Raw genomic sequence first — 23,852 nt, forward strand, 5'->3', positions numbered from 1 at the left:
ACAAGATTTTGGAGGTTGTACAAGTATGAGCGAAAAAATTCCGGTTGGTATTAGTGCTTGCCTGCTCGGGGATAAGGTCCGTTTTGACGGTGGCCACAAGCGTTTCGCTTTTGCAACCGAAGAACTGACACCCTTTATCCGCTTTGAACCAGTGTGTCCGGAAATGGCAATTGGCTTGCCCACGCCGCGTCCTGCACTGCGTCTGGTCAAGGAGTCAGATGATCAAATTCACCTTTGCTTCAGTAAAGATGGCGGGCAAGAGGTAACGGATGAGATGGAGGGTTGGTCGGCCAATCGCGTGAAATCATTGCATCATCTTTGTGGCTACATTCTCTGCGCAAAATCACCGAGCTGTGGCCTGGAGCGCGTGCGCGTCTATCAGCCCGATACCAATGACAATCGCAAAGCGGGCACCGGCGTTTTCACTGCCTTTCTGCAAAAGGAGATGCCATGGCTGCCGCTGGAAGAGGATGGGCGTCTGCATGACGACGCTATTCGCGAAAACTTCATCAGTCGCGTTTACGCATTACATGAATTTAATGAAATGTGGCGCAGCGGTTTAACCCGCCACAAGCTGATCGCCTTCCACAGTCGATACAAGTTGCTGCTGCTGTCGCATGCGCAGGATGAGTATCGTGAAATGGGGCGATTTGTGGCCGCGATGGAGCAGTGGGATTCGCTGGATGATTACGCCTATGAATACCGGATTCGCCTGATGCATTTGATGTCACATCAGGCTTCGCGTCGTAATCACACCAATGTGCTGATGCATGTGCAGGGCTACTTCCGACCACAATTGTCATCCCCGCAGCGTCAGGAACTGGCGCAGTTAATCGATCGTTATCGCACTGGCGTCCAGCCGCTGTTAGTACCTATCACCATGCTGAAACACTACATGGCGGAGTACCCGCATCCGTGGCTGGCGCAGCAACGTTACTTTGATCCTTATCCGGAAGCGCTGCGTCTGCGCTACGGTCAATAATTCCGGAGCACTATGACCACCCACTTAGTCTGGTTGCGTAACGATTTGCGCATCAATGACAACACTGCGCTGGCTGCCGCTTGCCGCGACAGCCATGCCCGGGTGCTGGCGCTGTTTATTGCCACGCCTAAACAGTGGCAGCAACACCATATGGCACCGAAGCAGGCGGCCTTTATTCACCAGAATCTGTGTTCGTTGCAAGACTCACTGGCCGAGCGCGGCATTCAGTTGCATTACCATCAGTGCGACGACTTTGCCGCTTCGGTAGATTACCTGAGTGAGTTTTGCGACCAGCAGCAAGTGGATGAGCTCTATTACAACTATCAGTACGAGATTAACGAGCGCGAACGTGATGTGGCCGCTGAAAAGCGTCTTGATGCTCAGGGTGTGATTTGCCAGGGCTTTGATGACAGCCTGTTATTGCCACCTGGCAGCGTGCAGACCGGCAATCACACCATGTTCAAAGTCTTCACGCCGTTCAGTCGCGCCTTTGTTCGTCGACTGCATCAAGGGTTACCGGAGTGTCATCATGCACCGAAAGCACGCGGTGATGCGCCGGTCAGTGCGGGTAAGAAAATCCCTGCTTTTGATTATCCGCTGGAAGATTTTGATGCATCGCTGTTTCCGGCTGGAGAAGAGGCAGCGTTGAAGCAATTGCGCCATTTCGGTAAACAATCTGTGCAGCACTATCCCGACGTGCGCGATTTGCCGGCATTAGATGGCACCAGCCGCTTATCGCCGTATCTGGCGATTGGGGTGCTGTCTCCGCGTCAGTGCCTGCATCGTATTCTGAAAGAACATCCTGATGCACTGAACGAAGGCAAGGCCTTTACCTGGCTGAATGAACTGATCTGGCGCGAGTTTTATCGTCATCTGATGGTGGCCTTCCCGGCGTTGTGCAAGCATCAGCCGTTTGTGGAGTGGACGCATAACGTCCAGTGGCAGAAAAACGAGGCGCACCTCACCGCGTGGCAGCAGGGAAAAACCGGCTATCCCATCGTCGATGCGGCGATGCGTCAGCTCAATACGCTGGGCTGGATGCATAATCGTCTGCGCATGATCGTTGCCAGCTTCCTGGTGAAAGATCTGCTGATCGACTGGCATGACGGTGAGCGCTACTTCATGCAGCAACTGATCGATGGGGATCTGGCGGCCAACAACGGCGGCTGGCAGTGGGCGGCTTCCACCGGCACCGACGCGGCACCTTATTTCCGTATTTTCAATCCCACTACCCAGGGTGAACGCTTCGACGAAAAAGGCGAATTTATCCGCCAGTGGCTGCCAGAGCTGAAAGACGTGCCTGAGAGTGACATTCATCAACCGCAGGTTTGGGCGAAGAAAAATAATAAGAAACTCGATTATCCCGCGCCAATCGTGGAACATAAGGACGCACGTAAAAAGACACTAGACGCCTTCGAGCGCGCGCGCAGCGCGGCCTGAGGCGGTCAGGGAGCCGTACTAAATGAATCATGTCGAGTTAGAACACATTGTTAATCAGCAACTGAACACCAGCGCCTTCAGTGACTATGCGCCCAATGGTTTGCAGGTGGAAGGTCGCGCGGAAGTAAAAACCGTCATCACGGGCGTGACGGCCTGTCAGGCGCTACTGGATGAAGCGGTCAAGCGCAATGCTGACGCTATCCTGGTGCATCACGGTTATTTCTGGAAAAGCGAATCACCGCTGATTAAAGGGATGAAACGCCAGCGTCTGCGCACGCTGCTGGTCAATGATATCAACCTGTATGGCTGGCACCTGCCGCTGGATGCACACCCACAGCTCGGCAACAATGCGCAGCTGGCTAAGCTGTTTGATATTGAAGTGAAAGGGGAAATTCAGCCGCTGGTGCCTTGGGGCGAATTGGCAGAACCTTTAAGCGGCGAAGCGCTCGCCGCCAAAATCGCCGAACGTTTAGGCCGGAAACCGTTGCACTGCGGTGATAATGCCCCGGCGCTGATTAAACGTGTAGCCTGGTGCAGCGGCGGCGGACAGGGCTTTATCGATAGCGCGGCCGCTTTTGGCGTGGATGCCTTCATCAGCGGTGAAGTTTCTGAGCAAACCATTCACAGCGCACGTGAACAAGGCCTGCACTTTTTCGCCGCCGGGCATCATGCCACCGAGCGCGCCGGTATTAAGGCGCTGGGCGAATGGCTGGCGCAGAGCTATGGCCTCGATGTGACCTTTATTGATATCGACAATCCTGCCTGAATTCTCTCTCTTCGCGTCCTTAACCCACGTTAAGGACGCAAATCTGTTGACACATCTCTGTCACTTTCGCATAACTTGTTGACTTTCATTACAAGCAAAGCGCTTTGTGGACATTTTTTGTCCGCCTATACCACGACCGGGAGGTGGGTTTTGCAACGAGCACGTTGTTATCTACTGGGTGAGCGAGCGGTGGTGCTGGAACTGGAACCGCCAGTTTCCCTCGCCAGCCAACAGCGTATCTGGGGACTGTGCCAGCGTCTGCAGCACAATGAACAGGTTCAGGAAGTCATTCCGGGAATGAATAACCTGACGCTGCTACTGCGCGATCCACAATTGAATGCACTGGATGCCATTGAGCGTTTACAGCGCTGGTGGGAAGAGAGTGAAGAACAGATTCCTGAATCGCGTCGGGTGGAAATTCCCGTGGTGTATGGCGGTGCGGGCGGTCCCGATCTGCAGGTAGTGGCAGATGGCGCCAGCATGACGCCAAAGCAGGTGGTTGAACTGCACAGCAGTATAGAGTACGTGGTCTATTTCATCGGCTTCCAGCCCGGTTTTCCTTATCTGGGCGGGCTGGATGAGCGCCTGCACACGCCGCGCCGTGCTGAACCGCGAGTTATCGTGCCCAGTGGGTCAGTCGGCATTGGTGGCAGTCAAACGGGTATCTATCCATTGGCAGCACCGGGTGGATGGCAGTTGATTGGCCATACGCCGGTCAGTCTTTTTGATCCTTTACAGCATCCGCCGACATTACTGCGTCCCGGTGACAGCGTGCGCTTTGTGCCGCAACAGGAGGGCGTATGTTAAACATTTTACGCGCCGGATTGATGACCTCGATTCAGGATCAGGGCCGCACTGGCTGGCGGCAATATGGCATTAGCGTCAGCGGCGCTCTCGATCAACCCTCAATGCGCACCGCCAATATGCTGGTGGGCAATCCGGAAGAGAGCGCGGTGCTTGAAATTGTGCTCGGCCAGTTCAGAGCGGAATTCAAGCGTGACGGCTGGTTTGCACTGACCGGTGCTGGCTGTAATGCCGATCTGGATGGCAAACCGGTGTGGACTGGCTGGCGTCTCCCTGTGAAAAAAGGACAGGTATTGTCACTGGCGATGCCGGTGCGTGGTATGCGTAGCTATCTGGCAGTGAATGGTGGTTTCGCCATTGACGAGATGCTCGGTTCGCACAGCACCGATCTTAAAGCGGCTTTTGGTGGTTTCCAGGGCCGTAAACTGCAGGATGGCGATCAGCTGCCGTTGGGCAAGCCCTCGCGTACCTTCAAAGGCAAAGCGGGCGTACGTCAACTGTTGTGGGGCAACCGCATTCGCGCCTTGCCGGGCCCGGAGTACAACGAGTTCACGCGTGAAGCCCAGGAAGGTTTCTGGCGCAGCCCGTGGAAGCTCAGCCCGCAGAGCAATCGCATGGGTTATCGCATGCAGGGCCGTCAACTGCAGCGTAAAGCTACACGTGATTTATTGTCACACGGGTTAGTGCCCGGAGTGGTGCAGGTGCCGCCTAATGGGCAACCGATTGTCTTGATGGCCGATGCGCAAACTACGGGCGGTTACCCGCGTATCGCCTGTGTTATTGAAGCTGACCTGTATCAACTGGCGCAGATTCGCCTCGGTGAACCGATTCACTTTATCCATTGCACACTGGAAGAAGCGCTGCTGGCGAAACAACATCAGCAACGCTCCTTCGACCAAATAGCCTGGGGGCTTGCACATGAAGATTGATCTTAATGCTGACCTGGGTGAAGGCAGCGCCAGCGATCAGGAGCTGCTGACGCTGGTCAGTTCGGCCAACATCGCCTGTGGTTTTCACGCTGGCGATGCGCAGACCATGCTGCAATCGGTGCGCTGGGCCAAAGCCTCTGGTGTCGCGATCGGTGCCCATCCCAGCTTCCCGGATCGTGATAACTTTGGTCGTACTGCGATGCAACTGCCGCCGGAAACAGTGTATGCGCAGATGATTTATCAGATTGGTGCGCTGAAGAGCATCGCTGAAAGTGAAGGTGAACGTTTAGTGCATGTGAAGCCACACGGTATGCTCTACAACCAGGCTGCAGCGGATGCAACGCTCGCTGACGCCATTGCCCGCGCGGTGAAAGCGGTGGATCCCGCATTGATTCTGGTCGGCCTGGCGGGAAGTGCTTCTATCAAGGCGGCTGCGCATCATGGCTTACGCACGCGAGAAGAGGTGTTCGCCGACCGTGGCTATCTGGCAACTGGTGCACTGGTGCCGCGCAGCCAGCCAGGCGCAATGATTGAGGAAGCCGATCAGGCGCTGGCGCAAACCCTCACCATGGTGCAGCAACGTCAGGTGCAGAGTATCAGCGGTGAATGGGTGCCGGTGAATGCTGAAACGGTTTGTCTGCATGGCGATGGCGCTCACGCGCTGCAATTCGCGCGTACGCTGCGTGCGGCCTTTGCCACCCAGCACATTACCGTGACCAGCGCATAACAAATAACAACTCGCCCGATCTCTAACGGGCTTTTTATTTCTGATGAGGGGAAAAACATGGATAACGTGGTCAATCTCTGGCCGTTACTCGGCATTGCCGCCATTGTTCTGGGATTCGTGTTGCGCTTTAACCCAGTGCTGGTGGTGATTGTCGCCGGTTTTGTCACCGGCCTGGCCGCGCATATGCCGCTGGCCGATATTCTTGAAAAGCTCGGTTCCGGCTTCCTGAACACCCGCAACCTGCCGCTGATTTTACTGCTGCCGCTGGCGGTTATCGGTTTGCTGGAGCGTCATGGCTTGAAAGAGCGTGCACAAAACTGGATCGCGCAGATCAAAACCGCGACGGCGGGACGTCTACTGATCGTCTACCTGTTCGTGCGCGAAATCACCGCCGCGCTGGGATTAACCAGTCTCGGTGGCCATCCACAGATGGTGCGTCCTCTGCTGGCTCCGATGGCGGAAGGCGCCACTGAAAACCGCTATGGTGAAGTGCCTGATGAAGTGCGCCATCGCCTGCGCGCCATGTCGGCGGCTACCGATAACGTTGGCCTGTTCTTTGGTGAAGATATCTTTGTCGCCTTTGGTGCCATCATCTTCATGCATAACTTTATGCAGGAGTCGGCGGGCATCAGCACCGAGCCATTGCATATCGCCTTGTGGGGCATTCCTACCGCGCTCTGTGCCTTCCTGATTCATTCAGCGCGTCTGGTGCGTCTTGACCGCCAGCTGGCGCGTGAACTGGGTGCCATCAATCAGCAGGCGCTGAACGCCAAAGGAGGGAAGTAATGTTCCAGCAACAATATTTAATGTGGCTGGCAGGGGTAATCCTGCTCGTCGTGGCGGTGCTCTCCTGGCGTGATGCGGCTAACCCAAGACGCTTTACCACTGGTTTATTCTGGGCCCTGTATGGCCTGATGTTCCTGATTGGTGATGGTGCCTATCAACTGATGGGGCAGTGGGCGGGTGATGCTGCCGCCGGTAAACGCATGCTGCACATTGGCGTGGGCGTTGCCGTGGTGTTGATGGCGTTGATTGCCGGCTTCGGCGGCGTGCGTCTCGGCAGCTATCATCAGCGCAGCGATCAGCAGAAGCGCGAAAGTGCGCAGCGTCTGCGCAACAAGCTGTTTTTGCCTGCGCTGGCGATTCCGGTGGTGACGGTGATTGGCGTGCTGGCGTTTAACAACATCCCGGGTTTACAGGATGCGGTGTTTGGTCCCGGCAACCATTCAACTTTAGTGACGCTGTTCTCGATGATGGTTGGTTGCGTGCTGGGCTGGATCATCGCGCTGCAAATCACCCATGAAAAACCTCTGCAGTCGATGCAGGAGACCCGTCGCTTGCTGGATGCGGTGGGTTGGGCATTTATTCTGCCGCAGATTCTCGCCACTCTGGGTTTGCTGTTCACCAGTGCGGGCGTTGGCACGGCCATATCCCATCTCACTGAGCAATATCTGGCGGTGGATAATCGTCTGATCGCTGTCGCGGTGTATGCGATTGGCATGGCACTGCTGACCATGGTGATGGGCAATGCGTTTGCCGCCTTCCCGATTGTGACAGCCGGCATTGGTATTCCTATCCTGGTGCTGCAACACGGCGGCAACCCGGCGGTGATGGCGGCGATTGGTATGTTCTCTGGTTATTGCGGCACTCTGATGACGCCAATGGCGGCGAACTTTAATATCGTGCCCGCGCGGTTACTGGAGTTACCGGACCGAAACGGCGTGATCAAGGCTCAGGTGCCAACCGGTGTGCTACTGTTATTGGTCAATGTCTTCCTGCTCTACTTCCTGATGTTCTTGTGAGGTCGCAATGAAAACGGTGTTGATGACGGCGTTTGAGCCCTTTGGTGGTGAAACCATTAACCCTTCGTGGGAAGCGGTACGCAGTTTTGACGGCAAAGAGATTGCTGGAGCCCGCATTGTGGTGCGTCAGCTGCCGGTGGTGTTTGCCACCTGCGGCAAAGTGCTAACGCAAGCGCTGGAAGAGATTCAGCCTGATCGTGTGTTGTGTGTGGGCCAGGCCGGTGGGCGCGTTGATATCACCGTCGAACGTGTGGCGATTAACGTGGATGATGCGCGTATCCCGGACAATGATCAGCAGCAGCCCATCGATCAGCCGATTGTGGCGGGCGGCCCCGATGCGTACTTTTCCACGCTACCGATCAAGGCAATGGTTGCAGCACTGCGTGAAGTCGGCGTACCGGCATCGGTATCGCAAACGGCGGGCACCTTCACCTGCAATAACGTGATGTACAGCCTGCTGCACTGGCTGAAAACGACTAACAGTCCGGCACGGGGAGGCTTTATCCATATCCCTTATATGCCGGAGCAGGCGGTAAATCATCCTGGCGTGGCGAGTATGGCGACGGCTAGCGTGATTCTGGCGCTGGAAACCTCACTGCAGGTGATTTTAAGCACTGACACTGACATTCGCGTGGTTGGTGGCGCAACGCATTAACAGGAGAAGGTATGCCTGAAGGACCGGAGATCCGCCGCGCGGCGGATCAACTGGCAACCGCGATGGAAGGCAAGCCGCTCACTGATGTGTGGTTTGCCTTTCCTGAACTAAAAACCTACGAACCGGCATTAATGGGTGAAACCATTACGGCGTTCGAAACGCGTGGCAAAGCACTGCTGACGCACTTCTCCAATGGCTTAATCCTCTACAGCCACAACCAACTGTACGGCGTGTGGCGGGTGGTGCCGACGGGTACTGAACCCAACACATCGCGGCAGTTGCGCGTGCGGCTGTCCAATGCCGAACAAACTATTCTGCTGTACAGCGCCTCAGATATTGAACTGCTCAATGCGGATACCGTTGGCGCACATCCTTTTTTACAGCGCGTAGGCCCCGATGTGCTCGATGCCACATTAACGGTGGCAGAGGTGCGCGAACGACTGTTATCGCCCCGTTTTAGTCGACGGCAGTTTAGCGGATTGTTGCTCGATCAGGCGTTTCTGGCGGGATTAGGTAACTATCTGCGCGTGGAGATTTTATGGCATGCCGGATTGCTGGCGTCGCATCGGGCGCAGGATCTCAACGAGGACCAGCTCAACGCCTTAAGTGAAGCGATGCTGGCGGTGCCACGTTTGTCGTATCAGATGCGCGGTAGCATGAAAAAGTATCACGAAGAGGCGGCGTTTCGTTTCGAGGTGTTTCATCGGCAGGGCAAAAAGTGTCGGCGATGCGGTGAAGTGATCAAGAAGGGCGTGTTGTCATCACGGCCGTTTTACTGGTGTCCGGGATGCCAGAAATGAGAAGGGCGGGATAACCCGCCCTTCATTTTTATTTTTTCAGCGCTGAAGTGAATGGACGCTCGGTGTAACCGGTGTACAGCTGACGCGGACGCGCAATCTTCATGCCTTCGTCGTGCATCTCTTTCCAGTGTGCAATCCAGCCCACGGTACGCGCCATCGCGAAGATCACGGTAAACATGGAAGAAGGAATGCCCATCGCTTTCAGAATAATGCCAGAGTAGAAATCGACGTTTGGATACAGTTTACGCTCGATGAAGTACGGGTCGTTCAGTGCGATGTGTTCCAGCTCCATCGCCACTTCCAGCAGATCATCTTTCATACCCAGTTCGTTCAGCACTTCGTGGCAGGTATCGCGCATCACGGTGGCACGTGGATCGTAGTTTTTGTAAACGCGGTGACCGAAGCCCATCAGACGGAACGAATCGTTCTTATCTTTAGCACGTTTAACAAACTCTGGAATGTGCTCAACGGTGCTGATCTCTTCCAGCATACGCAGGGTCGCTTCGTTGGCGCCGCCGTGTGCCGGTCCCCACAGAGAAGCGATACCGGCTGCGATACAAGCAAACGGGTTAGCACCAGAAGAGCCGGCGGTACGCACGGTAGAAGTCGAAGCGTTCTGTTCATGGTCAGCGTGCAGAATCAGAATACGATCCATCGCGCGTTCCAGCACCGGGTTCACTTTGTACTCTTCGCACGGCGTGGCGAACATCATATGCAGGAAGTTACCCGCATAAGAGAGGTCATTGCGCGGATAAACAAACGGCTGACCAATCGAATATTTGTAGCACATCGCCGCCATGGTCGGCATTTTCGACAGCAGGCGGAACGCAGCAATCTCGCGATGGCGCTCAATGTTAACGTCTAATGAATCATGATAGAACGCGGCCAGCGCGCCCGTTACCCCACACATCACAGCCATTGGATGTGAATCGCGGCGGAAGCCGTGGAACAGTCGGGTGATTTGCTCGTGGATCATGGTGTGACGGGTAACGGTGGTGCGGAATTCTTCAAACTGCGCCTGGGTAGGGGCTTCACCATTCAGCAGGATGTAACACACTTCGAGATAGTTGGAGTGGGTTGCCAGTTCAGAAATCGGGAAGCCGCGGTGTAACAGAATGCCTTCATCACCATCAATAAAAGTGATTTTAGATTCGCATGACGCAGTAGAGGTGAAACCGGGATCGAAAGTGAACAGGCCATGATTACCAAGTGTACGGACATCAACAACGTCTTGTCCCAGCGTACCTTGCATCACATCCAGTTCAACTGAAGCATTATCTTGTAGGGTTAGCGTCACTTTTTTATCTGTCATTTTTCGTCTCCATAGCGCCTTAGTAGGTAAGGATCTTAGACACCAGAATAGCCTTCATGTTGTGTAAAACCACAATCTTCACAGTATCACTCTGCGGTAACGTTTGTCGTGCAGGGTTACAGAGCTAAAGATGCGTTAGGGCCAGTCGGTGGCGTTCGGGCATGACATGCTGAACAGCGCGGATGTTAAAGATCCTGTCACGACATAACTTCTTGGTAACCAATAACCTGATGCTTTGTGTTGCTCGTAATGGCAATGTTACATAACTTGAGCTTAGGGGAAAGTGTATCCCCATAACTTTTGTGCATCATAGGGCTTTAATGCGTTTGTTTGTAACTGAAATGTTGATCTATTGTCAAATCAGATAATTAAAAATGTATGAATTGTGAAATTCGTGAGTCGGATCACTGTTCAGCCTAAATGTGACCAAAGAGATTGTAGGGGAATTGTAATCAGAATGTGATCCTCCTATACTGCCGCCAGGTCTCCGGAATACCCTGACACCAGGAGCCACCCAGCGTTTTTTCGCTTCATTTAACACTGGATGTTGCTTTTTTGGTGGCGGTTGCAGTCTGAACACGCGCTGTGCTCTGATGCGACTCAGGTCCGGAGGAAGCAAAATAAAAAAGAGCTGTGTGGGCAAAACCGTGAAAAAACAAAGACCTGTTAACTTGGATCTCTCGACGATCCGGTTTCCCGTTACTGCAATATCGTCCATTCTCCACCGCGTCTCCGGCGTGATCACCTTTGTCGCTCTCGGAATACTGCTCTGGTTACTGGGTCTCTCTCTCTCTTCTCCTGAAGGCTTCCAGCAAGCGGCTTCCATCATGGACAGCTTCTTCGCCAAATTCATCATGTGGGGCATCCTGACTGCGCTGGCGTATCACGTCGTGGGGGGTATTCGTCATATGTTGGCTGATTTTGGCTTTATGGAAGAAACCCTGCAGGTGGGAACCCGTTCCGCGCAAGCGGCTTTTGGTATCACTGTCGTGCTCTCAATTTTGGCTGGAGTCCTCGTATGGTAAGCAATGCTTCTGCATTAGGACGCAACGGTATTCATGACTGGCTGTTACTGCGTGCTGCTGCAATCTTAATGACGCTGTACATCATCTACCTCCTCGGTTTCGTGGTGATGACCGGCACCCTGACCTATGACGCCTGGCACGGCTTCTTCGCCTCTGCCTTCACTAAAGTGTTTACGATACTGACGCTGTTCTCGATTCTGATCCACGGCTGGATTGGCATGTGGCAGGTCCTGACCGACTACGTTAAACCGGTAGCAACCCGCTTGCTGCTGCAGTTTGTGATTGTGGTCGCGCTGTTGTCGTATGCCGTTTATGGAATCGTTGTTGTGTGGGGTGTGTAAATGAGTTTGCCAGTCAGAGAATTTGATGCCGTGGTGATCGGCGCGGGTGGCGCGGGAATGCGCGCGGCTCTGCAAATCTCCCAATCGGGCCAGACTTGTGCCCTGTTATCCAAAGTCTTCCCAACCCGTTCCCATACTGTATCGGCGCAGGGCGGTATCACCGTTGCGCTGGGTAATACCCATGAAGATAACTGGGAATGGCATATGTACGATACCGTCAAAGGCTCCGACTATATCGGTGACCAGGACGCGATCGAATATATGTGTCACGTCGGTCCGGAAGCGATTCTGGAACTGGAACACATGGGTCTGCCTTTCTCCCGTCTTGATGATGGCCGCGTGTATCAGCGTCCGTTTGGTGGCCAGTCGAAGAACTTCGGCGGTGAGCAGGCGGCGCGTACTGCTGCGGCTGCTGACCGTACCGGCCACGCCTTGCTGCATACCCTGTATCAGCAGAACCTGAAAAACAAAACCACTATCTTCTCAGAATGGTATGCGCTGGACCTGGTGAAAAACGAAGACGGTGCGATTGTCGGCTGTACCGCCATCTGTATGGAAACCGGTGAAACCGTTTACTTCAAAGCGAAAGCGACCATTCTGGCAACCGGTGGTGCAGGCCGTATTTACCAGTCCACCACTAACGCACATATCAACACCGGTGACGGCGTTGGCATGGCGCTGCGTGCCGGTGTACCGGTGCAGGACATGGAAATGTGGCAGTTCCACCCAACCGGTATCGCCGGTGCGGGCGTGCTGGTAACCGAAGGTTGCCGCGGCGAAGGTGGCTACCTGTTGAACAAACACGGCGAACGCTTTATGGAGCGTTACGCGCCAAACGCCAAAGATCTGGCGGGTCGTGACGTGGTTGCGCGTTCCATGATGGTGGAAATTCGTGAAGGCCGTGGTTGTGATGGTCCATGGGGCCCACACATCAAGCTGAAACTCGACCATCTGGGTGCAGAAGTTTTGGAATCCCGCCTGCCGGGCATCCTTGAACTGTCGCGTACCTTTGCCCACGTCGACCCGATTAAAGAACCAATTCCGGTTATCCCAACCTGCCACTACATGATGGGCGGCGTGCCGACCAAAGTGACTGGCCAGGCGCTGCGCGTGAATGAGCAGGGCGAAGACGAAGTGATTCCGGGCCTGTTCGCGGTTGGCGAGATCGCCTGCGTATCGGTGCACGGTGCCAACCGTCTTGGCGGTAACTCGTTGCTGGACCTGGTTGTCTTCGGTCGTGCGGCCGGTGTGCACCTGCTGGAGTGTCTGGAAGAGCAGGGTGAACTGCGTGAAGCCACGCAGGAAAACATCGATGAAGCCATGGCGCGCTTTAACCGCTGGGAAAACAACACCACGGGTGAAGATCCGGTTGAAATCCGTAAAGCGCTGCAACGCTGCATGCAAAATAACTTCTCGGTGTTCCGTGAAGGTGACGCGATGCGTGAAGGTCTGGAAGAGCTGAAAGTGATTCGTGAGCGCCTGAAGTCAGCGCGTCTTGATGACCGTTCGCCAGATTTCAACACACAGCGTATCGAATGCCTTGAGCTGGATAACCTGATGGAAACCGCGTACGCCACTGCGGTTGCCGCCAACTTCCGTACCGAGAGCCGTGGCGCACACAGCCGCTTCGACTACCCGGAACGTGATGATGCTAACTGGCTGTGTCACAGCCTCTATGTTCCGCAAACGGAAAGCATGACGCGCCGTGAGGTGAACATGCAACCGAAACTGCGTGCGGCCTTCCCGCCGAAAGCGCGTACCTACTAATTGCGGAGATCATCATGAGACTCGAATTTTCTATCTATCGTTACAACCCGGAAGTCGATGACAAACCGCGGATGCAGGAGTACACCCTGGAATCCGAAGATGGTCGCGACATGATGCTGCTGGACGCGCTGATCCGTTTGAAAGAGAAGGACCCCACGCTGGCCTTCCGTCGCTCATGCCGTGAAGGTGTGTGTGGTTCTGACGGCCTCAACATGAACGGTAAAAACGGTCTGGCCTGCATCACCCCGATTTCTGCGTTGGGTAATGGCACGAAGAAAATTGTTATCCGTCCACTGCCTGGTTTGCCGGTGATCCGCGACCTGGTGGTTGATATGGGACAATTCTATGCGCAGTATGAGAAGATTAAGCCTTTCCTGTTGAATAATGGGGAAAATCCACCGGCGCGTGAGCATCTGCAGATGCCGGAAGAACGTGAGCACCTGGATGGTTTGTACGAGTGTATTCTCTGTGCATGCTGCTCAACCTCGTGCCCATCGTTCTGGTGGAACCCGGACAAGTTCATCGGTCCGGCAGGTTTGTTAGCTGCTTACCGTTTCCTGATCGACAGCCGCGATACCGAAACCAATGCGCGTCTGGACAATCTGAACGATGCTTTCAGCGTATTCCGCTGTCACAGCATCATGAACTGTGTGAGCGTGTGCCCGAAAGGACTAAACCCGACGCGCGCTATCGGCCATATTAAGTCGATGCTGCTGCAACGCGGGGCGTAACACTCTGAAGTCACTGTCCGGGAACTGAGGTTCCCGGCAGTTTACGGAAGCCTCTATAAGCGCGGTACTGACCACGCTTATAAAGGTTCCCTTACGGGCCAGGCGCCGGTTGCGCACAGGTTCGTATCGCTGAACTCACTACGGCAAGCCGCGAAAGCGGCAACAAATGAAACCTCATAAAAAGCAGATTAATGCTTAAGGGATCACAATGCAGAACAGCGCGATGAAACCCTGGCTGGACTCCTCCTGGCTGGCCGGCGCGAACCAATCCTATATAGAGCAACTCTATGAGGATTTCCTGACCGATCCTGACTCTGTTGATGAAATGTGGCGTGAGCTGTTCCAACAGCTGCCTGGCACTGGCGTGAAACCTGAGCAGTTTCACTCCACCACGCGCGATTACTTCCGTCGCCTGGCAAAAGATGCGACCCGCTACACATCCTCAGTCACCGATCCGGCCACCAATTCCAAACAGGTTAAAGTGCTGCAGCTGATCAATGCGTTCCGCTTCCGCGGCCATCAGCACGCTAACCTCGATCCGCTTGGCCTGTGGAAACAGGATCCAGTGGCGGATCTTGAGCCGGCTTATCACGACCTCACCGACGCCGATTTTCAGGAAAGCTTTAACGTAGGCTCATTTGCCATTGGCAAAGAGACCATGAAGCTGGCTGATCTGTTCGCGGCGCTGCAGCAGACCTACTGTGGCTCGATTGGTGCAGAGTACATGCACATCAACAACACCGACGAAAAACGCTGGATTCAACAGCGTCTGGAATCGGTGGTTGGCCATGCGAATTTCAGCAGCGACGAGAAAAAAGGTTTCCTGAAAGAGCTGACCGCAGCTGAAGGTCTGGAAAAATATCTCGGCGCTAAATTCCCGGGTGCAAAACGCTTCTCGCTGGAAGGCGGCGATGCGCTGGTGCCGATGCTGCGCGAGATGATTCGTCATGCGGGCAAAAGCGGCACGCGTGAAGTGGTGTTGGGCATGGCGCACCGTGGCCGCCTCAACGTCCTGATCAACGTGCTGGGTAAAAAGCCTCAGGACCTGTTTGACGAATTCTCAGGCAAGCATAAAGAACACCTCGGCACGGGTGACGTGAAGTACCACATGGGCTTCTCATCTGACGTCGAAACCGAAGGCGGCCTGGTGCACCTGGCGCTGGCGTTTAACCCGTCGCACCTTGAAATCGTGAGCCCGGTAGTCATGGGTTCCGTGCGCGCGCGTCTGGATCGTCTGGCTGAGCCGAGCAGCAATAAAGTTCTGCCGATCACCATTCATGGTGATGCCGCCGTCATCGGTCAGGGCGTGGTTCAGGAAACCCTGAACATGTCGCAGGCACGCGGCTACGAAGTGGGCGGTACCGTTCGCATCGTCATTAACAACCAGGTTGGTTTCACCACCTCCAACCCGAAAGATGCGCGTTCGACCCCTTACTGCACCGACATCGGCAAGATGGTGCTGGCACCGATCTTCCACGTGAATGCGGATGACCCGGAAGCTGTGGCTTTCGTTACCCGTCTGGCGCTGGACTATCGCAACACCTTCAAACGTGATGTGTTCATCGATCTGGTGTGCTACCGCCGTCACGGCCATAACGAAGCTGACGAGCCAAGTGCAACTCAGCCGTTGATGTACCAGAAAATCAAAAAGCACCCAACGCCGCGTAAGCTTTATGCAGACCAACTGGAAAGCGAAGGCGTAGCCACTCAGGAAGATGCTACCGAACTGGTTAACCTCTACCGTGATGCGCTGGATGAAGGTGAGTGCGTAGTGCCAGAGTGGCGTCCGATGAGCCTGCACTCCTTTACCTGGTCACCGTACCTGAACCACGATTGGGATGAGAGCTACCCAGCAACCGTTGAACTGAAGCGCGTGCAAGAACTGGCACGTCGTATCAGCAGCATTCCGGAAGCGGTAGAAGTGCAGTCGCGTGTCGCGAAGATCTATAACGATCGTAAAGAGATGGCCGAAGGCAACAAGCCGTTCGACTGGGGCGGCGCAGAAAACCTGGCGTATGCAACACTGGTTGATGAAGGCATCCCGGTGCGTCTGTCGGGTGAAGATACCGGTCGTGGTACCTTCTTCCACCGTCACGCCGTGATTCACAACCAGACCAACGGTTCAACCTACACGCCACTGCACCATGTTCATAATGGTCAGGGACAATTCAAAGTGTGGGATTCCGTACTGTCTGAAGAAGCGGTGCTGGCGTTTGAATACGGTTATGCCACCGCAGAGCCGCGCGTGCTGACCATTTGGGAAGCGCAGTTCGGCGACTTCGCTAACGGCGCACAGGTCGTAATCGACCAGTTCATCAGCTCCGGCGAGCAGAAATGGGGCCGTATGTGTGGTCTGGTGATGCTGCTGCCACACGGTTATGAAGGCCAGGGCCCTGAGCACTCCTCAGCGCGTCTGGAACGTTATCTGCAACTCTGTGCTGAGCAGAACATGCAGGTGTGCGTGCCCTCTACGCCAGCGCAGGTTTACCACATGCTGCGTCGTCAGGCGCTGCGCGGTATGCGTCGTCCACTGATTGTGATGTCACCGAAATCACTGCTGCGTCATCCACTGGCGGTCTCCAGCCTGGAAGAGTTGGCCAACGGCAGCTTCCAGCCGGCGATTGGTGAAATCGACGATCTGGATCCGAAGCAAGTGAAACGCGTAGTGATGTGCTCCGGTAAGGTTTATTACGACCTGCTGGAACAGCGTCGCAAGAATGAGAAGAACGATGTCGCCATTGTGCGTATCGAACAGCTCTATCCGTTCCCGCACAAAGTGGTGCAGGACGTATTGAAAAACTATGCCCATGTGCAGGATTTCGTCTGGTGTCAGGAAGAGCCACTGAACCAGGGCGCATGGTATTGCAGTCAGCATCATTTCCGCGAAGTGGTTCCCTTCGGTGCGTCACTGCGTTACGCAGGTCGTCCGGCTTCTGCTTCACCAGCCGTGGGCTACATGTCCGTACATCAACAACAGCAGCAAGACCTGGTTAACGACGCGCTGAACCTTGGTTAATTAAAAGGAAAGAAAATGAGTAGCGTAGAAATTCTGGTTCCCGATTTGCCTGAATCCGTAGCGGACGCAACGGTTGCAACCTGGCACAAAAAACCCGGCGATGCGGTCAGTCGCGACGAAGTACTGGTTGAGATTGAAACGGACAAAGTTGTGCTGGAAGTACCTGCTTCAGCAGACGGTGTACTGGAAGCGATTCTGGAAGATGAAGGCGCAACGGTGCTTTCGCGCCAGCTGTTAGGCCGCCTGGTGGAAGGCAACAGTGGTGGAAAAGAGACCTCTGCGAAAGTAGAAAGCAATGAAGCGACCCCAGAGCAGCGTAAAACCGCTTCTCTGGAAGAAGAGAGCAACGATGCGCTGAGCCCAGCGGTTCGTCGCCTGATTGCCGAAAACAACCTCGACGCCAGCCAGATCAAAGGCACCGGTGTGGGCGGTCGTCTGACGCGTGAAGATGTTGAGAAGCATGTCGCGAAGAAAGCCGACGGCGCGAAAGCGGCTCCTGCAGCAGCGGCAGCGGCACCACAGGCTGCTGTGGCTAACCGCAGCGAGAAGCGCGTACCGATGACGCGCCTGCGTAAGCGTGTGGCTGAGCGTCTGCTGGAAGCGAAAAACAGCACCGCAATGCTGACCACCTTCAACGAAATCAACATGAAGCCGATCATGGATCTGCGTAAGCAGTACGGCGACGCGTTTGAAAAACGTCACGGTGTGCGTCTGGGCTTCATGTCCTTCTACATCAAAGCGGTGGTTGAAGCGCTGAAACGCTATCCAGAAGTGAACGCTTCTATCGATGGCGAAGATGTGGTTTACCACAACTACTTCGACGTCAGCATCGCGGTGTCTACCCCGCGCGGCCTGGTAACCCCAGTGCTGAAAGATGTTGATGCGCTGAGCATGGCTGACATCGAGAAGAAAATTAAAGAGCTGGCGGTGAAAGGCCGTGACGGTAAGCTGACGGTTGAAGAGCTGACCGGCGGTAACTTCACCATCACCAACGGTGGTGTGTTCGGTTCGCTGATGTCTACGCCGATCATCAACCCACCGCAGAGCGCGATTCTGGGCATGCACGCGATCAAAGAGCGCCCGATGGCGGTCAATGGTCAGGTTGTGATCCTGCCAATGATGTATCTGGCACTCTCTTACGATCACCGTCTGATCGATGGTCGTGAATCCGTTGGCTATCTGGTCGCGGTGAAAGAGATGCTGGAAGATCCGGCGCGTCTGCTGCTGGATGTCTAATTTTCGCCGGGCGCATCGCACAATGGTGCGCCCAAACTCATATCTGAATGGATAGAACATCATGAACTTACATGAATACCAGGCGAAGCAGCTGTTTGCTCGCTATGGCATGCCGGCACCGACTGGTTACGCCTGTGCTACGCCACGTGAAGCAGAAGAAGCCGCGTCAAAAATTGGTGCAGGCCCGTGGGTAGTAAAATGTCAGGTTCATGCCGGTGGCCGCGGTAAAGCGGGCGGCGTGAAAGTGGTGAACAGCAAGGAAGATATCCGTGCATTCGCTGAGCATTGGTTAGGCAAGCGTCTGGTGACCTACCAAACTGATGCTCATGGCCAGCCGGTAAACCAGATTCTGGTTGAAGCCGCGACTGACATCGATCAGGAACTGTATCTGGGTGCGGTGGTTGACCGTGCTACCCGTCGTGTGATCTTCATGGCTTCAACTGAAGGCGGCGTGGAAATCGAGAAAGTGGCGGAAGAAACCCCGCACCTGATCCACAAAATGGCACTGGATCCGCTGGCCGGTCCTCAGCCTTATCAGGGTCGTGAGTTGGCGTTCAAACTGGGCCTGTCCGGTAAACAAGTCAGCCAGTTCACTAAAATCTTCATGGGTCTGGCGACCATGTTCCTGGAGCGTGACCTGGCGATGGTTGAGATCAACCCGCTGGTGATCACCAAGCAGGGCGACCTGATCTGCCTCGATGGCAAACTGGGCGCAGACGGCAACGCACTGTTCCGTCAGCCTGAGCTGCGTGAAATGCGCGATCCAAGCCAGGAAGATCCACGTGAAGCGCACGCGACACAGTGGGAACTGAACTACGTTGCGCTGGACGGCAACATCGGCTGTATGGTGAATGGCGCCGGTCTGGCGATGGGCACCATGGACATCGTTAAACACCATGGTGGCCAGCCTGCTAACTTCCTTGATGTCGGCGGCGGCGCAACCAAAGAGCGCGTAACCGAAGCCTTCAAAATTATCCTGTCTGACGATGCAGTGAAAGCGGTATTCGTTAACATCTTCGGCGGCATCGTGCGTTGCGACCTGATCGCAGACGGCATCATCGGTGCAGTAGCAGAAGTGGGTGTGAACGTGCCAGTGGTGGTACGTCTGGAAGGTAACAACGCCGAGCTGGGCGCGCAGAAACTGGCCGATAGCGGTCTGAACATCATTGCAGCAACCAGCCTGACAGACGCTGCGCAGCGTGTTGTTGCTGCCGCGGAGGGTAAATAATGTCCATTCTTATCGACAAAAACACCAAAGTCATTTGCCAGGGTTTCACCGGTGGCCAGGGGACTTTCCACTCTGAGCAGGCTTTGGCCTATGGTACGCAACTGGTTGGCGGTGTAACGCCAGGCAAAGGCGGCACCACGCATCTCGGTCTGCCGGTGTTCAACACCGTGCGTGAAGCAGTAGAGGCCACTGGCGCGACCGCGACCGTGATCTACGTTCCAGCACCGTTCTGTAAAGACGGCATCCTGGAAGCGATCGATGCAGGCATCAAACTGATCATCACTATCACCGAAGGTATCCCTACACTGGATATGCTGACCGTGAAAGTGAAGCTGGATGAAGCTGGCGTTCGCATGATCGGCCCGAACTGCCCAGGCGTGATCACCCCAGGCGAATGTAAGATCGGCATCATGCCGGGTCACATTCACCAGCCGGGCCGCGTAGGTATCGTGTCTCGTTCAGGCACCCTGACCTATGAAGCGGTTAAGCAGACCACTGACATTGGCTACGGCCAGTCAACCTGCGTTGGTATCGGTGGTGACCCGATCCCAGGTTCTAACTTCATCGATATCCTGAAAATGTTCCAGGATGATCCACAGACCGAAGTGATCGTGATGATCGGTGAGATCGGTGGTAGCGCTGAAGAAGAAGCGGCAGCCTTCATCAAAGAGCACGTGACTAAGCCGGTTGTAGGCTACATCGCGGGCGTGACTGCGCCGAAAGGCAAACGTATGGGCCACGCAGGCGCCATCATTGCCGGTGGTAAAGGCACCGCTGACGAGAAATTCGCAGCGCTGGAAGCAGCCGGTGTGAAAACCGTCCGCAGCCTGGCTGACATTGGCGACGCGGTTAAAGCGGTTCTGCCAATCAAATAAGCAGCATCTCATGATGTGCTCAGGCCACCTTCGGGTGGCCTTTTTTATGCTCGCAGCACAACGCATGGCATAGCCACGTAAAAAGCAGGGAAAAAAGGCAACGGATTGAAAATCCGCGGCTATGCTTACTTTGTCGATAGGGTAAAGAAACGAAAATACGCGTGATTTCTCTTGAGGAATTGACGCTTAACCTTCTGCATTAAGGTTAATAAATTGCGGGAAAGGTAATTATTTTCTTAAATGCGTCATCTATTTATGACAACTAATTAACAACGACTCTAACACTACATATCTGAAAAAATATTGTCTTAATCCAGATCAATAAAGCGTGAGATATAACAAACTTTACTGCTGGCATCACGCACGACAAACAGGATAAATTGCGCTGCATCAATTCAGTCTTTTCTGCGATATTTCAGGAGTTTGTGCCAGGCGTTGTTAGCGCAATTCTGCCGCCTCCACGCATCACACTCCTGCTCGAAACAGATTGAAGCGATCGGTTTTTCGGGAAATTTTCACCACTGTTACTCACTCATTTCGGGCTACAGATTTCTCTATTCTGTCAGTAATAAAACTGGAATCAATAATCAGTCGTTCCTGGATCTTATTCTGCACGTCAATGTTCGCTGTTTACCGTTGTCAGCCGCAGAGTAAATTCATGCGAGGAGCAAGGAGTCATCATGTTAGATATTGTCGAGCTGTCGCGTTTACAGTTTGCCCTGACGGCGATGTACCATTTCCTGTTCGTCCCTTTAACGCTGGGTATGGCGTTTTTGTTGGCGATCATGGAAACCGTATATGTGCTGACGGGTAAGCAAATTTATAAAGATATGACCAAGTTCTGGGGCAAGTTGTTTGGTATCAACTTTGCACTCGGTGTGGCCACCGGCCTGACCATGGAGTTCCAGTTCGGCACCAACTGGTCATATTACTCACACTACGTCGGCGATATCTTCGGTGCGCCGCTGGCCATCGAAGGCTTGATGGCGTTCTTCCTCGAATCCACCTTTGTCGGTCTGTTCTTCTTCGGTTGGGATCGTCTCGGTAAAGTTCAGCACCTGGCGGTGACCTGGCTGGTGGCGCTCGGTTCGAACATGTCCGCGCTGTGGATTCTGGTGGCGAACGGCTGGATGCAAAACCCGATCGCATCCGAATTCAATTTCGAAACCATGCGTATGGAGATGGTGAGTTTCTCCGAGCTGGTGCTCAACCCGGTTGCACAGGTGAAGTTTGTCCACACCGTGGCGGCAGGTTATACCGCAGGCGCGATGTTCGTGCTGGGCATCAGTGCCTGGTATCTGCTGAAAGGCCGCGATGTTGCTTTTGCTAAACGTTCGTTTGGTATCGCCGCCAGCTTCGGCATGGCTGCGATCCTCTCCGTGATCATACTGGGTGATGAGTCCGGTTATGAAATGGGTGACGTGCAGAAAACCAAACTCGCCGCGATTGAAGCAGAGTGGGAGACCCAGCCAGCGCCGGCGGCCTTCACGCTGTTTGGTATCCCGGATCAGGATTCGCAAGAGAACAAATACGCGATTCAAATCCCGTATTTGCTCGGTCTGATCGCCACGCGATCGGTAGACACACCGGTCACTGGCCTCAAAGATCTGCTGTCGCAACATGAAGTGCGTATCCGCAACGGTATGAAAGCCTACGCGTTGCTAAATGAACTGCGCGCGGGCAGTAAAGATCCCACAGTGCGTAGCCAATTCGAAGCCAGCAAACAGGATCTCGGTTATGGCCTGCTGCTGAAGCGCTATACCCCGGATGTGGCCAATGCTACCGAAGCGCAGATTCAGAAAGCGACACAAGATTCGATCCCACGTGTTGCGCCACTCTATTTTGCCTTCCGCATCATGGTGCTGTGTGGTGTGCTGCTGCTCGGCATTATTGCCCTGTCATTCCTGAGCGTGATTCGTAACCGCATTGGCAAGAGCCGCTGGCTGCTCAAAGCGGCGTTGTACGGCATCCCGCTTCCGTGGATCGCAATCGAGTCAGGTTGGTTTGTTGCAGAGTATGGCCGTCAGCCATGGGCGATTGGTGAAGTGCTGCCAACAGCCGTCGCGAACTCCTCGCTGACCGTGGGCGATCTGCTGTTCTCTATGATTCTGATTTGCGGTCTCTACACCATTTTCCTGGTGGCGGAAATGTACCTGATGTTCAAGTTCGCCCGCCTGGGTCCCAGCAGCCTGAAGACCGGCCGCTACCATCATGAGACCGTGAAAGCGGCGGCTCAGCCAGTGCGTGGATAAGGAGAGCAACCATGTTTGATTATGAAGTATTGCGCTTTGTCTGGTGGCTGCTGATTGGCGTGTTGCTGATTGGCTTTGCGGTAACCGACGGTTTCGATATGGGCGTGGGCATGCTCACTCGCATTCTCGGCCGTACCGATACCGAACGCCGTATCATGATTAACAGCATCGCCCCGCACTGGGACGGAAACCAGGTCTGGTTGATCACGGCAGGTGGGGCGCTGTTTGCTGCCTGGCCGATGGTTTATGCGGCAGCGTTTTCCGGCTTCTATGTGGCGATGATTCTGGTGCTGGCTTCCTTGTTCTTCCGCCCGGTGGGTTTTGACTACCGTTCGAAGATTGAAGACCCGCGCTGGCGCAACACCTGGGACTGGGGCATTTTCATCGGCAGCTTTGTTCCACCGCTCGTGATTGGCGTGGCCTTCGGCAACTTGCTGCAAGGCGTACCTTTCCATGCGGATGAATATCTGCGTCTGTTCTACACCGGTAACTTCTTCCAGTTACTCAATCCGTTTGGCCTGCTGGCTGGCGTGATCAGCGTCGCGATGATCCTCACACAAGGAGCCACCTATCTGCAGATGCGCACCAATGGCGAGTTACATCTACGTTCACGTGGGACGGCACAAATCAGTGCGCTGGTGATGATGGTGTGCTTCGTGCTGGCCGGGGTGTGGGTCAAATACGGTATTGATGGCTATGTGGTTAAAAGTGTTATCGATCATCATGCCGCGTCGAATCCGCTGGGCAAAGAGGTCGTGCGAGAAGCCGGTGCATGGTTGGTTAACTTCGAACAGACGCCAATTCTGTGGCTGTTCCCGGTGCTGGGTGTGGTGCTGCCACTGCTGACCGTGCTCTGCTCGCGAGTGGAGAAGGGCGCCTGGGCATTTGTCTTCTCTTCACTGACACTGGCTTGCGTCATTATGACCGCTGGCATCGCCATGTTCCCGTTCGTTATGCCATCCAGCACCGTGCCTGGCACCAGCCTGACCATGTGGGACGCGACCTCTAGCCTGCTGACGCTGAAAGTCATGACCTTCGCCGCCATCATCTTTGTACCACTCATCCTCATCTACACCTCGTGGTGTTATTACAAGATGTTTGGCCGTATCACTAAAGAACACATTGAGAGCAATACGCACTCCCTGTACTGATTAAGGAGATTGA

General features: G+C 54.6%; 21 protein-coding genes. 20 read left to right on the top strand and 1 reads right to left on the bottom strand.

Annotation, left to right across the window (positions count from 1 at the left end; all coding sequences use genetic code 11):
• Positions 1–25: 25 nt before the first annotated feature.
• The 10 genes from ACXI0A_RS07340 (at position 26) to nei (ending at position 8,905) form a co-directional block, all read left to right on the top strand.
• Positions 26–982: a DUF1722 domain-containing protein gene (locus ACXI0A_RS07340; RefSeq protein ID WP_476149615.1), complete on the top strand. Its 957-nt coding sequence runs from the start codon at positions 26–28 to the stop codon at positions 980–982.
• A 12-nt stretch (positions 983–994) separates the two neighbouring features.
• Entirely contained in the window at positions 995–2,422 is a 1,428-nt protein-coding gene (phrB, locus tag ACXI0A_RS07345) for a deoxyribodipyrimidine photo-lyase (RefSeq protein ID WP_476149614.1), read from the top strand.
• A gap of 22 nt (positions 2,423–2,444) precedes the next feature.
• The gene (locus ACXI0A_RS07350; protein ID WP_476149612.1) at positions 2,445–3,188 is read left to right on the top strand and encodes a type 2 GTP cyclohydrolase I; all 744 of its coding nucleotides are present in this window, start codon (positions 2,445–2,447) and stop codon (positions 3,186–3,188) included.
• 150 nt (positions 3,189–3,338) lie between these two features.
• Positions 3,339–3,995 carry a 5-oxoprolinase subunit PxpB gene (gene pxpB, locus ACXI0A_RS07355; protein ID WP_200578564.1) on the top strand — a complete coding sequence of 219 codons (657 nt, stop codon included), beginning with the start codon at positions 3,339–3,341 and terminating at the stop codon, positions 3,993–3,995.
• Entirely contained in the window at positions 3,989–4,921 is a 933-nt protein-coding gene (gene pxpC / locus ACXI0A_RS07360; protein ID WP_476149609.1) for a 5-oxoprolinase subunit PxpC, read from the top strand. The genes pxpB and pxpC overlap by 7 nt, the downstream gene beginning before the upstream one ends.
• Positions 4,911–5,648 (top strand): 5-oxoprolinase subunit PxpA, encoded by a 738-nt coding sequence (gene pxpA, locus ACXI0A_RS07365; protein WP_476149608.1) that lies wholly within the window; start codon positions 4,911–4,913, stop codon positions 5,646–5,648. Before pxpC ends, pxpA begins: the two co-directional genes overlap by 11 nt.
• Positions 5,649–5,705: 57 nt before the next feature.
• Positions 5,706–6,434: a DUF969 domain-containing protein gene (locus tag ACXI0A_RS07370; protein ID WP_224930042.1), complete on the top strand. Its 729-nt coding sequence runs from the start codon at positions 5,706–5,708 to the stop codon at positions 6,432–6,434.
• Positions 6,434–7,450, top strand: coding sequence for a DUF979 domain-containing protein (locus ACXI0A_RS07375; protein WP_224930039.1), 1,017 nt, complete (start codon positions 6,434–6,436; stop codon positions 7,448–7,450). Before ACXI0A_RS07370 ends, ACXI0A_RS07375 begins: the two co-directional genes overlap by 1 nt.
• Positions 7,451–7,457: 7 nt before the next feature.
• Entirely contained in the window at positions 7,458–8,105 is a 648-nt protein-coding gene (pcp, locus tag ACXI0A_RS07380) for a pyroglutamyl-peptidase I (protein ID WP_200578559.1), read from the top strand.
• 11 nt (positions 8,106–8,116) lie between these two features.
• Positions 8,117–8,905, top strand: a complete 789-nt coding sequence (gene nei / locus ACXI0A_RS07385; protein WP_476149605.1) for an endonuclease VIII — start codon at positions 8,117–8,119, stop codon at positions 8,903–8,905.
• Between the two features lie 28 nt (positions 8,906–8,933).
• On the opposite strand, the gene ACXI0A_RS07390 is transcribed toward nei, so the two are convergent.
• Complete coding sequence (locus ACXI0A_RS07390; RefSeq protein WP_224930030.1) at positions 8,934–10,217, bottom strand: citrate synthase; 1,284 nt, start codon at positions 10,215–10,217, stop codon at positions 8,934–8,936.
• A gap of 593 nt (positions 10,218–10,810) precedes the next feature.
• Between ACXI0A_RS07390 and sdhC the strand changes: the two genes are divergently transcribed.
• The 10 genes from sdhC (at position 10,811) to cydB (ending at position 23,839) form a co-directional block, all read left to right on the top strand.
• Complete coding sequence (gene sdhC, locus ACXI0A_RS07395) at positions 10,811–11,242, top strand: succinate dehydrogenase cytochrome b556 subunit (protein ID WP_176505733.1); 432 nt, start codon at positions 10,811–10,813, stop codon at positions 11,240–11,242.
• Positions 11,236–11,583 carry a succinate dehydrogenase membrane anchor subunit gene (gene sdhD / locus ACXI0A_RS07400; RefSeq protein WP_224930027.1) on the top strand — a complete coding sequence of 116 codons (348 nt, stop codon included), beginning with the start codon at positions 11,236–11,238 and terminating at the stop codon, positions 11,581–11,583. The genes sdhC and sdhD overlap by 7 nt, the downstream gene beginning before the upstream one ends.
• Positions 11,584–13,350: a succinate dehydrogenase flavoprotein subunit gene (sdhA, locus tag ACXI0A_RS07405; RefSeq protein ID WP_476149603.1), complete on the top strand. Its 1,767-nt coding sequence runs from the start codon at positions 11,584–11,586 to the stop codon at positions 13,348–13,350.
• A 14-nt stretch (positions 13,351–13,364) separates the two neighbouring features.
• Positions 13,365–14,081 (top strand): succinate dehydrogenase iron-sulfur subunit, encoded by a 717-nt coding sequence (locus ACXI0A_RS07410; RefSeq protein WP_224930022.1) that lies wholly within the window; start codon positions 13,365–13,367, stop codon positions 14,079–14,081.
• Between the two features lie 208 nt (positions 14,082–14,289).
• Positions 14,290–17,097, top strand: coding sequence for a 2-oxoglutarate dehydrogenase E1 component (gene sucA / locus ACXI0A_RS07415; protein ID WP_224930019.1), 2,808 nt, complete (start codon positions 14,290–14,292; stop codon positions 17,095–17,097).
• A gap of 15 nt (positions 17,098–17,112) precedes the next feature.
• Entirely contained in the window at positions 17,113–18,333 is a 1,221-nt protein-coding gene (gene odhB / locus ACXI0A_RS07420; RefSeq protein ID WP_084937719.1) for a 2-oxoglutarate dehydrogenase complex dihydrolipoyllysine-residue succinyltransferase, read from the top strand.
• Positions 18,334–18,394: 61 nt separating this feature from the next.
• The gene (gene sucC / locus ACXI0A_RS07425) at positions 18,395–19,561 is read left to right on the top strand and encodes an ADP-forming succinate--CoA ligase subunit beta (RefSeq protein ID WP_084937717.1); all 1,167 of its coding nucleotides are present in this window, start codon (positions 18,395–18,397) and stop codon (positions 19,559–19,561) included.
• On the top strand, positions 19,561–20,436 hold the full coding sequence (sucD, locus tag ACXI0A_RS07430; RefSeq protein WP_034829155.1) for a succinate--CoA ligase subunit alpha: 876 nt from the start codon (positions 19,561–19,563) through the stop codon (positions 20,434–20,436). Before sucC ends, sucD begins: the two co-directional genes overlap by 1 nt.
• 680 nt (positions 20,437–21,116) lie before the next feature.
• Positions 21,117–22,688, top strand: coding sequence for a cytochrome ubiquinol oxidase subunit I (gene cydA / locus ACXI0A_RS07435; protein WP_476149599.1), 1,572 nt, complete (start codon positions 21,117–21,119; stop codon positions 22,686–22,688).
• Between the two features lie 11 nt (positions 22,689–22,699).
• Entirely contained in the window at positions 22,700–23,839 is a 1,140-nt protein-coding gene (gene cydB, locus ACXI0A_RS07440) for a cytochrome d ubiquinol oxidase subunit II (protein ID WP_224930013.1), read from the top strand.
• The last annotated feature ends 13 nt before the right edge of the window (positions 23,840–23,852 follow it).

The sequence above is a fragment of the Pantoea sp. C1E2 genome (assembly GCF_056491465.1).